General features: G+C 69.1%; 12 protein-coding genes. 5 read left to right on the top strand and 7 right to left on the bottom strand.

The window, feature by feature from the left end:
• Nucleotides 1-210: 210 nt before the first annotated feature.
• Nucleotides 211-2,712, bottom strand: coding sequence for a UvrD-helicase domain-containing protein (locus KB201_RS19050; protein ID WP_058251545.1), 2,502 nt, complete (start codon nucleotides 2,710-2,712; stop codon nucleotides 211-213).
• A 217-nt stretch (nucleotides 2,713-2,929) separates the two neighbouring features.
• Between KB201_RS19050 and KB201_RS19045 the strand changes: the two genes are divergently transcribed.
• Nucleotides 2,930-4,486: a hypothetical protein gene (locus KB201_RS19045; protein WP_065631784.1), complete on the top strand. Its 1,557-nt coding sequence runs from the start codon at nucleotides 2,930-2,932 to the stop codon at nucleotides 4,484-4,486.
• A 165-nt stretch (nucleotides 4,487-4,651) separates the two neighbouring features.
• On the opposite strand, the gene KB201_RS19040 is transcribed toward KB201_RS19045, so the two are convergent.
• The gene (locus KB201_RS19040) at nucleotides 4,652-6,493 is read right to left on the bottom strand and encodes a hypothetical protein (protein WP_211540098.1); all 1,842 of its coding nucleotides are present in this window, start codon (nucleotides 6,491-6,493) and stop codon (nucleotides 4,652-4,654) included.
• Between the two features lie 98 nt (nucleotides 6,494-6,591).
• Between KB201_RS19040 and KB201_RS19035 the strand changes: the two genes are divergently transcribed.
• The gene (locus tag KB201_RS19035; protein WP_033203695.1) at nucleotides 6,592-6,951 is read left to right on the top strand and encodes a chorismate mutase; all 360 of its coding nucleotides are present in this window, start codon (nucleotides 6,592-6,594) and stop codon (nucleotides 6,949-6,951) included.
• 102 nt (nucleotides 6,952-7,053) lie between these two features.
• Nucleotides 7,054-8,751 carry a glucose-6-phosphate isomerase gene (gene pgi, locus KB201_RS19030; RefSeq protein WP_211540096.1) on the top strand — a complete coding sequence of 566 codons (1,698 nt, stop codon included), beginning with the start codon at nucleotides 7,054-7,056 and terminating at the stop codon, nucleotides 8,749-8,751.
• A 47-nt stretch (nucleotides 8,752-8,798) separates the two neighbouring features.
• Here the strand turns inward: pgi and KB201_RS19025 are convergent, their stop codons facing one another.
• The 4 genes from KB201_RS19025 to KB201_RS19010 all read right to left on the bottom strand — a co-directional run bounded on the left by KB201_RS19025 (nucleotide 8,799) and on the right by KB201_RS19010 (nucleotide 11,642).
• The gene (locus KB201_RS19025) at nucleotides 8,799-9,332 is read right to left on the bottom strand and encodes a hypothetical protein (RefSeq protein ID WP_058251677.1); all 534 of its coding nucleotides are present in this window, start codon (nucleotides 9,330-9,332) and stop codon (nucleotides 8,799-8,801) included.
• A gap of 19 nt (nucleotides 9,333-9,351) precedes the next feature.
• Entirely contained in the window at nucleotides 9,352-9,888 is a 537-nt protein-coding gene (locus KB201_RS19020) for a hypothetical protein (RefSeq protein WP_078113406.1), read from the bottom strand.
• 66 nt (nucleotides 9,889-9,954) lie between these two features.
• Nucleotides 9,955-10,698, bottom strand: a complete 744-nt coding sequence (locus KB201_RS19015) for an SDR family oxidoreductase (RefSeq protein WP_058251550.1) — start codon at nucleotides 10,696-10,698, stop codon at nucleotides 9,955-9,957.
• 53 nt (nucleotides 10,699-10,751) lie between these two features.
• A complete protein-coding gene (locus KB201_RS19010; RefSeq protein ID WP_058251551.1) occupies nucleotides 10,752-11,642 on the bottom strand; it encodes a DNA-formamidopyrimidine glycosylase family protein in 891 nt (296 codons plus the stop codon).
• 25 nt (nucleotides 11,643-11,667) lie between these two features.
• Between KB201_RS19010 and KB201_RS19005 the strand changes: the two genes are divergently transcribed.
• Nucleotides 11,668-12,408, top strand: a complete 741-nt coding sequence (locus KB201_RS19005; RefSeq protein WP_078113407.1) for a 3'(2'),5'-bisphosphate nucleotidase CysQ — start codon at nucleotides 11,668-11,670, stop codon at nucleotides 12,406-12,408.
• 9 nt (nucleotides 12,409-12,417) lie between these two features.
• Nucleotides 12,418-13,167: an ABC transporter permease gene (locus tag KB201_RS19000; protein WP_058251553.1), complete on the top strand. Its 750-nt coding sequence runs from the start codon at nucleotides 12,418-12,420 to the stop codon at nucleotides 13,165-13,167.
• Nucleotides 13,168-13,321: 154 nt separating this feature from the next.
• Here the strand turns inward: KB201_RS19000 and cobF are convergent, their stop codons facing one another.
• Nucleotides 13,322-14,083 (bottom strand): precorrin-6A synthase (deacetylating), encoded by a 762-nt coding sequence (gene cobF / locus KB201_RS18995; RefSeq protein WP_078113408.1) that lies wholly within the window; start codon nucleotides 14,081-14,083, stop codon nucleotides 13,322-13,324.

Raw genomic sequence — 14,083 nt, 5'->3', positions numbered from 1 at the left:
GCACAACGAGTTCTTTCGTAGTCCACGATGGCCGTCAGGCGCGGTTGCTGAGGGGCGAGCTCGCGCGCGTCACGAAGGGTATTCGCAGTCTCGGTTGCCAGGACCCTTCGTGACGCGCCCTCCGCAAGCTCCGGGCGCTCCTCAGGGAGCAGTGGGGGTCACTTCTTCCGGATCAGGGAGCGGGGGCGTGCGCTCCTTGCGAACCCAGCCCTAGAGCTTGTCGCCGGGAATCCCGCCCGCGGTGAGAAGCGTGACACGTCCCGCGCTGCCGCCGTAGTCGATGGTGACGCGTTCGGTGGCGCCGCTGCCCTCCTTGGCCACGACCTTGCCCATGCCGTACTTCGGATGGTTGTGTCGGTCGCCGATGTCGAGCTGAACCTGCTTGTTGCGTCCGCGGGCCGGATCCGACGAGTACGACGAGCGGCCACGGCCCATCGACGAACCACCCGAACCGGAGAATGCCCCGTCGCGGCCGAACACGCCGCCCGACGATCCGCCGAAGCCGCGCATGGAGCGCTTGGGTTCGGTTCGGCGCCAGTCGACGAGGTGTTGCGGGATCTCTTGCAGGAAACGGGATTCCGGGTTCGACACCGGTTGCCCCCAGGAGGCGCGGGTGACCGACCGGGTGAGGTACAGACGCTGCTTGGCGCGGGTGATCCCGACGTAGGCCAGGCGCCGCTCCTCGCTCAGCTCGGCCGGGTCGCCGAGCGCGCGCATGTGCGGGAAATGACCGTCCTCCCAACCGGTGACGAAGACGACCGGGAACTCGAGGCCCTTGGCGGTGTGCAGGGTCATCATCGTGACCACGCCCTCGCCCTCATCCGGCACCTGGTCGGCGTCTGCGACGAGTGAGACCCGCTCGAGAAACGCTGCGAGCGAACCGGGTTCGGGCTCGCCCTCGCGGTCCACCTCGACCTCGGGGTCGTCGGCATCGGCGTCGACCTGCGCGGCGTCGGCACTGAATTCCCGTGCCACGGCGACGAGTTCGTTGATGTTGTCGAGGCGTGCGCCGTCCTGTGGATCGTTGGACGCCTCGAGTTCGGCGCGGTAGCCGGTGCGCTCGACGATCGCGTCGACGAGTTCGCCGATGTCGGCCGACTCCTCTGTGGCGTCGAGGAAGGCCACATCCGCGTCCTCCGAGCCGGCCTCGCCGAAGTGGGTCAGGAAGTCCGACCGGAGCCCTTCGATGAGTTCGACGAACCCGCCGATCTGCTTGACCGCCCGCGTGTTGAGCAATGCGACCTTGCCCTCGGCAGCGTCCATCAGCGACTCGTAGAAGCTCCGTCCGGTGTTCTCCGAATGCACGGCGACGCAGGCTTCCGCGCGATCGCCGATACCGCGCCGAGGCGTGTTGAGAATCCGGCGCAGGCTGACCGAGTCGTCGGGGTTGGCGACCACCCGCAGGTAGGCCACCACATCCCGCACTTCTTTGCGCTCGTAGAACTTGGTGCCGCCGACGACCTTGTACGGAATCCCGTGCCGGACGAACACCTCCTCGATCGCACGCGAACCGGTGTTGGTGCGGTAGAACACCGCGATGTCGGAGTATTTGTGACTCGACGACCCGCCGATCGAGTAGTCGGTGAGTTCCTCGATCTCCTTGGCGATGAACGTCGACTCGTCGCGGTCGGAGTCGGCGACGTAGCCGACGATGAGTTCGCCGTCACCGGAGTCGGTCCACAACTTCTTCTCGCGCCGGTTGGAGTTGCGCGCGATGACGGCGTTGGCCGCCGACAGGATCGTTTGCGTCGACCGGTAGTTCTGTTCGAGCAGAACGGTTTCGGCGGACGGGAAGTCGCGTTCGAACTCCTCGATGTTGCGGATGGTGGCACCGCGGAAGGCGTAGATGGACTGGTCGGCGTCGCCGACGACGCACAGCTCCGAGGGCTCCAGACCACTCGCGGTGGTCTGCTCCCCCACCAGTTCGCGGATGAGCACGTACTGCGCGTGGTTGGTGTCCTGGTACTCGTCGACGAGAACGTGACGGAATCGGCGCCGGTAATACTCCGCGACCTGCGGATGCCGATGCAGCAGCGCGACGGTCTCCCCGATCAGATCGTCGAAGTCGAAGGCGTTTGCGGCGCGCAGACGGCGCTGGTACTCGGCGTAGATCTGCGCGATCGTCGTCGACGTCGGGTCGTCCTCGGGCGCCGCGGCCAGCGCCTCGTCGGGCGAGATGAGTTCGTTCTTGAAGTTCGACACGGCCACCGAAACGCCGCGCGGGCTGAACTTCTTGGGGTCGAGGTCGAGGTCACGGATGACCATGCCGAACAACCGCTTCGAGTCGTCGGCGTCGTAGATGGAGAAGTTGGAGTTCATCTTCTCCAGCAACCCCGACTGCGCCCGGAGGATGCGCACGCATGTGGAGTGGAAGGTCGAGACCCACATGTAGGCGGCGCGGGGGCCGACGAGGTCGATGACCCGCTCGCGCATCTCCGCGGCGGCCTTGTTGGTGAAGGTGATGGCCAGGATCTGCCCGGGCGTGACGTCCCGCGCGGCGAGCAGGTAGGCGATCCGGCGGGTCAGCACCGCCGTCTTGCCCGAGCCCGCGCCCGCCACGATCAGCAACGGCGCGCCGGCGTGGAGCACCGCGGCGCGCTGTTGCGGGTTGAGACCGTCGAGCAGGCGCGCGACCCGGTCGTCGGCGGCCGCACCCGAGGGAGCGGCGCCCGCGCGACCGGCGAGAAGAGGGGCAGAAGAAGAGCTGTTCATCGGTTGTCCAGGTTACCCGCCACCGCCGACAGACCCCCGTCGGCCGGTTCGGTCGACCCCGGCACGTGGTCGACCGAACAGCCGACCGGCCCCGTGGGTTGAGGCCCCGATCGCCGTGTCCCGCGGCTAATATGACGCGGTATCACCGGCTCGGGGTGCCCTGTCTGCGAACAACTCGCACGCGGCGACGACGCCCCGGCGAGCAGGAAGAGGCGCCATGAAGAGACCGTCCATCGTCCCCGCCGCCATCGCCCTCGGTGTCGGAGCACTGGCCCTCGTCATCGCGCTCGTCCTGTCGTTCGTCCCGTTCAGCAGCGCCGGCACCGTGGAGCCCACCCCCGCCTTCCGTGCGCAGAAGAGCCTCGACGAGGTGCTGTTCAAGATGGCGACGAGCCCGGCGGCGAAGTTCACCGGCAAGGTCACCTACAAGTACGACGACGAGCGCGGCGAGGGGACGGTCGAGTTCGACGACCTGATCGTCACCACGTCGAACACCGCCGAGGGCACGATCACCCTGGGCTCACAGCAGGGCGAGTACCGGCAGATCGGCAACAGCCCGTTCCTCAGCGCCCCCGGCGCTCTGTGGAACGAACTCCTCGTCGACGCCGAGAAGACGAATCTCGACGCCGCCCCGCTCGACAACAAGTGGGCCTCCACCCGCTTCACCAGCCTGCCGCGCCTGGGCACGATCCTCGGCCCGGACAACCTCGCCGGCGACATCGGCAACATCGAGAACGGCGACGCGCCGCAGCTCGGGGCCGAGCTCCCGGCGCCCAACAAGGGCACCCCCGACGCCCGACGCTGGCCCACCACCGACCCGCCGATCGAGTTCGTCGGCGACGACAAGGTGAAGATCGGAGCGTGGGAGGTCACCTTCGACCCGGAGACGAAGAACGTCACGAACGTCAAGGGTCAGAGCGTGCAGGGCCCGGTCACCTACGACATCGACGCCGCGGTCAGCTTGCAGCCGGCCGACCAGGCCCAGAAGGTGTTCGCGAACCAGCGTGCACTCGTCTCGGACCTGCTGTCGGTGCCCGCCCCCGGCCTCTGGATGGAGCAGCCGGTGGTGTCCTCGCGCCAGACGGGTGCATGCACCACCTCGTCCTGCGCCTTCGACTACACCGTGCAGGGCAGCCCGTACGCCGACGACGTCCGCGGCCACTTCAACTACGGCCTGACGCTGAACTTCGCGGTCGGCAACCGCCCGCCCGGCGCCGTCGGCGGTGAGTGCAAGGTGGTCCTGCGGGTCGACTTCGGACGCAACGGAACCACCCGCTGCGCGGCGACCAACCTCCCGCCGGACACCAACATCGCGTCGCGGTACACCTTCACCTATCTCGCCTTCATCGACGCGACCACAGACGAACTGAACGATCTCATCGACAACAACGAGAAGCAGACCAACACCGAGATCGTCTACGTCCGCACCGGAAACAAGGAACCGGCACAGGCCCGGTTCGGCTCCGGTGTGACCGGCCTGCCGAGCTACTACGCGATCAAGCGCGGCGACTACGTCTTCGACGGCATCGGCACCGACGGCAACATGCACATCACCTTCGGTGAGGGATATCAGGACCACATCGTCGGCGGCACCTTCGATCCGTCCTGGGAAGGCACCGAGGTGCTCCGCAAGCAGATGGAGCAGCAGGTCGCCGCGGCGGGCGACGCGCAGGTCGTCTACTTCGTCGCCGAGGAGGAGACCGCGTCGGCGCTGCGGGCCCTCATCGCCGCGGAGAACCAGAGCGACAACATCTCCGCGTTCTACTACGACTAGTGGTGTGTCTCGGAAATAGGTGGCCGGTATCCGGTGGAGCGATCGGTGGTCTGGCAAGGCGGAGGAGGGAGGGATAGCGGAGCTATCTCGACCGACGACAACGCAGCCAGGCGCCGATCGAGCGCCGGAGACCAGTCGCTTATTTCCGAGACACACCACTAGAACTCAGCCGCCCGCGAAGCGCGCCTCGGCGGCCTCGCCCACCCGGCCGGCGCCGGTGTGCAGCCGCAGCCCCGGCGTCAGGGGCCGCAGATCGACGTGGTCGCCGCCACCGTTGATCCGGACATACACCGACCCCAGTCCCGCGCGGACCGGTGCCCGGACCGCTTCCCCGTCCGCGAGCGCGATCTCGATCTCGCCGTCCCGGGTCGCGCAGTAGCTGAGCGCGATCGTCCAGGGCCAGGAGAAGAGCGGACCGTCGAGTCGCAGTCGGGTGGGTCCGTCGACCTCCGGGGTCCGGCAGGTCCCCGCCCCCGCGTAGATGGTGCGACGCTGCGTCACGCCGCCGGGCACGAGATTTCCCGCGGTGTCGAGCACGAACAACCGGTCGGTGGCCACCCCGAAGTCGGGCCGGGGCTCCACGCGGCCGAAGATGCGGCTGACCTGGTTGTCGGGGTAGACGAAGGGTTGCAGGATCTCCAGGGGCACGGACTGGTCGAGCATGGTCACGCCGCCCGGCCCCTGCGTCGCGGCGTCGTGCAGCGATGCGGTCGCGGTCTCGAGGTAGTCGCCGGTCGGGTTGTCCCGCCACGACGACGAGAACGAGACCAGCGACACCAGCGCGGACACCACGACGAGCGCACCGACGACGGACGCGAACGCGGGCAGCGCGGCCGACCGCTCCTCATCGCGCCCGGCCTCGGCGTCGGACGTGCGCGCATGCCGTCCGCCCACATCGGTGGTCCGGGCCGGCGCCGCGCACAGCAGGGCCAGAGCGATGGTGAACACCAGCGCCGTGTCCGGGAGATAGCGCATGTGCTGGGCGAGTTCGATCGCCGTCTGCGGACTCGACCGATTCCACATCACCGGGATCTGCGCCGCGACCGCGTAGAGGGCCGCGCACGCGACGATCACCGCGCCACCGCGGCGGCGGGCCACCGCCCACCAGGTCACCGCGGCCAAGACCAGCCAGCCGCCGACGATCATCCACATCTGCGGGAAACCCGTCGGCGGACTCGGCGTCCACCGCTCCCATTCCCACGGCCCGCCGACGAGCGACGGCACGATCGCATCGGTCACCGACCGCCAGACCAGGCGCGCGGTCTGCGCCACCGAATGCTCACCCGACGTCGGGTCGGTGGTGATGAAGTACACCGCCACCCACGACGCGGCGACGACGGTCAGCGCCAGCCACAGCTCCTGGGCGGCCCGCAGCGTCACCGTGGTCGCGCGGGGACCGCCGTTCGCGAGGACCGCGGCCACCAGCGCCACCGGGAGGATGAACAACGACTTCTCGAAGAACGCCAGCGCGCTCAGGAAGACGATCGTCGAGCGGGTCCACACCAGCCGGCGTCGCGCGTCGTCGACGTCACCGCGCGCGAGGCGGACCGCGTCGGCGACGATCCACGCCATCGCCGCCTGCAGGGGCAGGGTGTTGAGGCCGGCCGCCCACCAGGCGAAGGCGGGCACCGTCATCGGACTGAACAGATAGAACGCGAGCGCGACGAGTGCACCGATGCGGGCGCGCGGCGCGATGACCCGCACCATCCGCCACACCGCCACCGACGCGATCGCCTGCATCGCCACGAGCATCAGCGCCGGCAGCGCCCAGTTCAGCGGTGCCAGCCACGTGGCCACCCCGGCGAGCAGGAACGCCGCCGGCATGAAGTGCCCGTCGTGACTGTGGCCCAGGTACTCCCAGGACAGGATCGGGTTCGACGACGCGCGTGCCACGAGGACCAGATCGTCCCAGTAGAAGTTGCCCGTCGCGACGAGCCAGCCGCGGATGATCAGCTGACCCACGATCAGGGACAGGGCGACGAGGGACACCATCCGCGCGTTGGGCATGCGCTCCAGTTTCCATGTGCCGCGAGCGGCGTCGTGGTCGGGTCGGGCGACTTGGCCGCATGCGGGTCGTCGCGGGGCGTCGTGGCAAAATCGGGCGCGTGACCGACCGCAGCCCCAGCCCCGGCGCTCAGGACCCCCGCCCTTCCGGCGGCACGTCGTTCGAGCACTCGATCGACCTCGACAAGTACGAGCTCTCGTCCGAGGTCGGCGACCTGCCCGACGACATCGACCAGCTGCGGCTCGAGATCGACCGGCTCGACGCCGTGATCCTCGCCGCGATCAAGCGCAGGTCGGCGGTGTCGAAGAAGATCGGTGCCGCACGCATGGCCTCCGGCGGCCCCCGCCTGGTCCACAGCCGCGAGGTGAAGGTGCTCGAGCGCTTCCAGGATCTCGGCCAGGAGGGGCACACCCTCGCGATGCTGCTGCTGCGTCTGGGGCGAGGGCCACTGGGCCGCTGACCCGCCGGCCCCTCGCACACCGACGCGGTGATCCGGTGACGCCTGCGCGCCACGTGTGACGACCGTCGCGGCCACGACGCCGAGCACATAAGGTTGGTGGTCATGAGCACCCAGGCACCTGGCAGCGACTTCACCGGCACCGACCACGGCGACATCACCGCGACGCAGTCCTGGCAGGCGCTCGCGGCTCATCAGCCGCATGTGTACGCCATGCACCTGCGTGAGGTGTTCGCGATCGATCCCGCACGCGGGCGCGAACTCACCGTCGACGTCGGCGATCTGCACATCGACTACTCGAAGCACCGGGTGCTGCGCGAGACGCTCGAACTCCTGATGAGCCTGGCCCGCGAGGTCGGTCTCGAGGAGATCCGCGACGACATGTTCGCCGGCGCCCACATCAACACCTCCGAGGACCGCGCCGTCCTGCACACCGCGCTGCGCCTGCCGGCCGATGCGACACTGACCGTCGACGGCCAGGACGTCGTCGCCGACGTGCACGAGGTCCTCACCCGGATGGGCGAGTTCACCGACCGCCTCCGCAGCGGAGAGTGGAAGGGACACACCGGACAACCCATCACTGACGTCGTCAATATCGGCATCGGCGGCTCCGACCTCGGTCCGGTGATGGTCTATCAGGCACTACGCCACTACGTCGACGCCGGGATCCGCTGCCACTTCGTCTCCAACGTCGACCCCGCGGACCTGGTCGGCACCCTCGCCGACCTCGACGCCGAGACGACACTGTTCATCATCGCCTCGAAGACCTTCACCACTCTCGAGACACTCACCAACGCCGCCGCCGCACGCACCTGGCTCCTGCAGGCGCTCGACGCCGACTCCGACGCCGTGGCAAAGCATTTCGTCGCCGTCAGCACCAACGCCGCCGAAGTGGCGGAGTTCGGCATCGACACCGACAACATGTTCGGCTTCTGGGACTGGGTCGGCGGCCGGTACTCGGTGGACTCCGCGATCGGACTGTCGGTGATGGCCGCGATCGGCAAGGAACGCTTCGCCGAGTTCCTCGACGGCTTCCACATGGTCGACGAGCACTTCCGCACCCAGCCCCTCGAACGCAACGCGCCGGTCGTTCTCGGCCTGATCGGCCTCTGGTACAACAACTTCTGGGATGTCGGTGTCCGCGCGGTGCTCCCGTACAGCAACGACATGGCCCGCTTCGCCGCCTACCTGCAGCAGCTGACGATGGAGTCCAACGGCAAGTCGGTCACCGCCGGCGGCCACCACGTCACCACCGACACCGGCGAGATCTTCTGGGGCGAACCGGGAACCAACGGCCAGCACGCCTTCTACCAACTGCTGCACCAGGGCACGCGGATGGTGCCCGCGGACTTCATCGGTTTCGCCGAACCCACCGACGACCTGCCGACCGCTCCCGACGGCTCGGGCTCCATGCACGACCTGTTGATGAGCAACTTCTTCGCCCAGACCAAGGTGCTCGCCTTCGGCAAGACCGCCGACGAGATCGCCGCCGAGGGCGTGCCCGCACATGTCGTGGCCCACAAGGTGATGCCGGGCAACCGCCCCACCACCTCGATCCTCGCCCCCCAGCTCACCCCGTCGGTGATCGGCCAGCTCGTGGCGCTCTACGAGCACCAGGTCTTCGTCGAAGGCGCCATCTGGGGCATCAACCCGTTCGACCAGTGGGGTGTCGAACTCGGCAAGACCCAGGCCAAGGAACTGCTCGGCACCATCATCCAGTCGGAAGCGCCTGACACGCACGACGATTCGTCGACCGACGCCCTCGTCGCGTGGTATCGGGAACGACGAGGCCGCGCGGTCTGAGGGGGTTTCGACAAGCTCAACCGGCACAAGGGCGGCTCAACCGGCGGTTAGGTCCAATACTCCTCGTCGAAGACCGCATCGGGGATCTCGTCCCCGGGTTCGACGCCGAGCGACTGGATGCGGCCCATGATCGCGGCCGCGGTCGCCACGTAGGTGACGAGATCGGTTGGCTCGACGTCTCGTTCGGCGGGATCACCGCCGAGGAATTCATACAGGGCGGGTGGCACGCAGGCACCCATGTCCAGGGCGCGGGTACCGGTCGCCTCCCGCCACGCATCGAAGCTCGCCACGTCGACGGCCTCGGCGACGTCACCGGTCCGGACGGCCTCGGACACCTCGTCGACGGTGGCCAGCTCACCCGAGGTCCCGCTCGACGGGTCGAAGCCGAGAACCGTGTCGGCGGCGGTGGTCTCGTCGTCGGAGAGGGTGAAGTAGACGATGCCCCGCCAGTCGGAGCCCAAGGCCGCGATGTCCGTGCGGTCGAAGATCTCGCCGAGCAGTTCGCCGACCTGATCCCGCTGTCGAGCGCCGAACACCTGAAACGCGCCCGAGGCCACCACTTGTCCCTGCTTGTTCGCCACGACGGCCACCTTACGCAGGTCAGTCGTCGATACCCAGGACGACCACGCGACCCGTCGTCAGCGACAGGTACACCGTCGCGCGCCACTCCGGTGACGAAAACGCACGGTCGAGGGCGGGCCCGCCGACAAAGCCGCCGGGCGGCACCAGGTCGCGCAACGCGCCCGCCACCGAGTCAGGCGGGGCCACCGGGTCGGCGTCGTACTGCCCCGCCCACGCTGCCGCGCGGTCGGTACCGACGTGCACGACCGCGTCGAACCAGTAGGTGGATGGTCCGGGGACCCTGTCTGACGAGTTGCCACCGAGGGTGCCGGCCGTCCAGCCCTCGATCACCGAGCCCTGCAGGAGCGGAAACCGTCTGATCACCGGCCCCTCGTCGCGCTGTGGTCCGGCGGTCACGATCTTGGTGGAGGGCGGCGGCGCTGACGTCGACGCCGGAGGCGAGGGCATCGGATCGCGATCGTGCGGTGCCGCAGGCGCACAACCCGCGAGAACGCCAGACCCCGCGGCGCACGCGGCGAGGACGGCCGTCAGCCGCTCGAACCGATGAACACCCATCCCGTGACGGTAGCCCGTCGCCGGGGTCGAACGCGAAACATCCACTGTCTGAACGAACTACACAAGTCAGACCAGTCGGCGGCTGACCGACGCCGGCAGGAACTTCAGCGCGGCCGCGATGGGTGTCCAGGGCCACGCGGGCACCGGGGCCCAGTCCTTCTCCGCCTCGATCGCCTTGACCAGCGCGTCGACGCCCTTGTCGGTCTCGACCATCAGGGACGTCTTCACGCCCCGGTTGATATCGGTCTCGATGTAGCCCGGCGCGACCACCGACACCGTGATCGGCGACGACGCGAACTCGGCCTGGAGTCCCTGCCCCAGCGCCGTCAGCCCGGCTTTCGACGCCGAATAGGCGGCCTGCGCCTTGGGCATGCCGCGAACACCCGAGATGGAGCTGATCAGCACGAGGTGCCCGGCGTTCTGCGCACGGAAGATCTCCAGCGCCGCCTCGGCCTGAGCCAGCGCGCCGACGAGATTGGTCTGCACGGTCTCGATGTTCGCGGCGGCCTTGCCGGTGCCGAGGGGTGCGCCCTTGCCGAGTCCGGCGTTGACGATGACCCGGTCGAGACCGCCCAGACCGTCGGCCAGCCTCCCGAAGACCTCGGGGACGGCGTCCACGTCGGTGACGTCGAGCGTCGCGACCTCGACCTGTGCGGCGGTGGGCCGCAGTTCGCCGGCCAGCGCATCCAGCTTCTCGCGGCGGCGCGCCGCGAGGGCGAGCGAACGTCCCTGGGCGGCGAAGCGTCGGGCCATGCCTTCCCCGAGCCCCGAACTCGCACCCGTGATGAGAATCCTCTGCCGTGTCGTCACGAGGACCAGGCTACCGGCCGGTAAGTTCTGCCTTCCCGGTCGCCCGGCGCGACCTACTTCAGCAACCGCGACATCCGACGGTCCGCCAGCACCTTCCCGCCCGTCTGGCACGTGGCGCAGTACTGGAAGGACCGGTCCGCGAACGACACCTCGCGGACGATGTCGCCGCACACCGGACACGGCAGGCCGGTGCGGGCGTGCACGCGCAAACCAGTGCGCTTCTCGGACTTCAGCCGCGCGACGGCCTGCCCCTCCAGACGCCCGGTCGCGTCGGTGAGCACGCCGCGCATGGCATCGTAGAGTGTCGCGACCTGGTCGGCCTTCAGTGTTTTCGACGACGCGAACGGCGACAGGCGTGCCGTGTGCAGGATCTCGTCGGAGTAGGCGTTGCCGATCCCGGCGATGGTGTGCTGGTCGGTGAGCACGTTCTTGATCCGGCCGGTGGTGCCGGCGAGGATCTCGGCGAACTGTTCGGACGTCAGCTCGAGCGCGTCGGGTCCCAGACCGGCGATCCGTTCGACGTCGGCGAGGTCGCGGACCAGCCACACCGCGAGTCGCTTCTGCGTCCCGGCCTCGGTGACGTCGAACCCCTCGCCGGGTAGGCCGCAGTGCACCCGCAGGGCGATCGGGCTCTTCCCGCCCGGCCGCAGGGGTTTGGGCGACAAGTCCTCGCTCCACCGCACCCAGCCCGCCCGCGACAGATGGATGACCAGCTGCAGCAACGGCTCTGACGCAGTGGCCGCCGAACCGGGAATGGTACGGATGACCAGGTACTTCCCCACCCGGCCGACGGATTCGACGATCCGGTCCATCAGCGCCGTGTAGGGCGGGTCCGCGGTCTTCAGCACCGACAACGACGCGACGTCGACCCGGCGGATCGGGAGTCCGGCCGCACGGCCGTCGACGTAGTCGGCGATGGCGGCCACCTCTGGGAGCTCAGGCATGCCACCAGTGTGCTCTAGTTGTGGGATGAACTCCCGACTTTCCGACGCCGAGCTGGCCGCCCGGATCGCGCAGGGAGCCGGCGAAGTACTCCTCGGAATCCGTTCGGGCGACCTGCTCGGCGGCGCGATGCTCGGCGATGTGGGCGATGCGCTTGCGCAGGCTTGGATCTCGACGGTGCTCCGCAAACACCGGCCACGCGATGCGGTGTTGTCCGAGGAAGCCGCCGACGTCGGCGACCGGGCCACCGCGTCGCGCGTGTGGATCATCGACCCCCTGGACGGCACAAGGGAATTCGCCGGCGGCTCGCCGGACTGGGCCGTACACGTCGCGCTGACCGAGAGCGGGATCGTCACCGAGGCGTCGGTGTCGCTGCCCGCGACGGGTGAACTGTTCCGTTCCGACACCGTCGCGGAGACCACCGGCGAACTGACCCGGCGTCTCGTCACCTCCCGGTGGGGCGGCTCGTATGAGACCAGTTACGTGGCGAACCGACTGGGTCTGCAGATGGTGCCGGTCGGTTCGGCCGGCGCGAAGGCGATGGCCGTCGTCCGCGGCGATGCCGATGCCTATGTCCACGCCGGCGGTCAGTACGAGTGGGACAACGCGGCGCCGGTGGGGGTCGCGCTGGCGGCCGGACTGCACTGCAGTCGCCTCGACGGGTCGGAGATCGTGTACAACAACCGGCATCCGTACATGCCGGACTTCGTCATCTGCCGCAGCGAGATCCGCGAGGAGATGCTCGGCGCGCTGCGTCAGATCTGGTGAACTGAACCGGTGAACGGCATCGGCGACGCGGTGGTGCGCATCGGGCCCGCACTGGTGGTGGCCGTCGTACTGCTGGCCGTGGTCGCCGTGCTGGTGAACCGTCGGAGCGGATTGGCCCGGGAGACCGTCGTCGCCACGCTCCGAGCCGGCGCGCAACTCGCGGCGCTGGCTGCCGTGCTCGCCGCCGTCATCCCCCACCTGTGGGCCTCGGCGCTGTTCGTCGCGGTGATGGCGACCGCCGCGTCCTGGACCTCGGCCCGACGCGTGCGACCGGGGGGTCCCCGCCTGGCGGGAACCGCGTGGTGTGCCGGGCCGGTGGCGGCGCCGACGATCGCGATCGTGACCGCTCTGGTGGCAGTCGGTGTGCTTCCCGCTCGCGGCATCGCCGTGATCCCCACCGCCGGCATCATGCTCGGCGGCGCGATGGTCACCGCCTCGCTCGCCGGACGCCGGGCGCATGACGAGCTGTCGGTCCGTCGCGGCGAGGTGGAAGCCGCGCTGTCGCTCGGCTTCGACCCGCGGGACGCTCGGATGGAGATCGCCGGCCCGCCCTCGGCGACCGCGCTCGTCCCCGGCCTCGATCAGACGAAGTCGGTGGGACTCGTCACGATCCCCGGCGCGTTCGTCGGCATGGTCCTCGGCGGGGCGTCGGTGTGGGCGGCCGCGGCGATGCAGATGTTCGTGCTGATCGCCTTGCTCGCGGTGAGTTCCATCGCGATGCTCGTGACGGTGGAACTGGTGGCGCGAGAACACCTGTGATCTGGCGACGCATCTCACCAGGACCCTTCGTGACGCTCGCAAGCTCGCTCCTCAGGGAGCGGGGTGGGCCCCGAGGTGCGAGGAAGCGAGCGCAGCCCCTCCGTTCCCTGAGGAGCGCCCGGAGCTTGCGGAGGGCGCGTCACGAAGGGTCCGGCTACTGGCGACTCTTCCGCAGCAGATAGATGTCCATGATCCAGCCGATCCGGTCCCGGGCCTCGGCGCGAGCTTCGACGATCCGGTCCGTCACCTCACCGACCTTGCCGCTGATCAGGATCTCGTCCTCGGTGCCGACGTAGGCGCCCCACCAGATGTGATCCTCCGGGTCGGCGGTGTGCCGGAAGGTGAGGTCGGCGTCGAGCATCACGATCTGATTCGCGTCGGCGCCCGCGGGCGTCTCCGCGAGGCGTCGGCCCGTGGTCGTGTGGATCGGTTCGCCGACGCGATTGGCGACGATGCCGTGGGCCGCCGTGAGCGCGCTCGCGCTGGTCACGCCGGGGATGACCTCGACCTCGAGTTCGAGGTCGTCGCGGGCGGCGAGATCGTCGACGATCCGCAGCGTGCTGTCGTAGAGGGCCGGGTCGCCCCAGACGAGGAAGGCGGCCACTCCCCCGTCGCCGACCTCGTCGCGCAGGGCGCCGGCGATCAGCTCGGCGCGCGCGGCGTGCCAGCGCCGGACCTCGGCGTCGTAGTCGTCCGGTTCCCGGTCGCGTGGCGGATCGGGGATCTCCACCAGCGAATGCCCCTGTCGCGCATGCTCGTCGAGGATGGCGCGGCGTGCGTCGAGCAGGCCGCTCTTCGCCGGGCCCTTCTCCAACGCGAGGAAGGCATCGACGTCGGCCATCGCGTCGATCGCCTGCAGCGTGATCTGACGCGGTCCGCCGGGTCCGATCCCGATGACTCGCAACGTGAGTCGCAC

The organism is Gordonia sp. SCSIO 19800, from assembly GCF_018132775.1.
GTDB lineage: Bacteria > Actinomycetota > Actinomycetes > Mycobacteriales > Mycobacteriaceae > Gordonia > Gordonia hongkongensis.
This window is presented reverse-complemented; position numbering and strand designations above follow the sequence as displayed.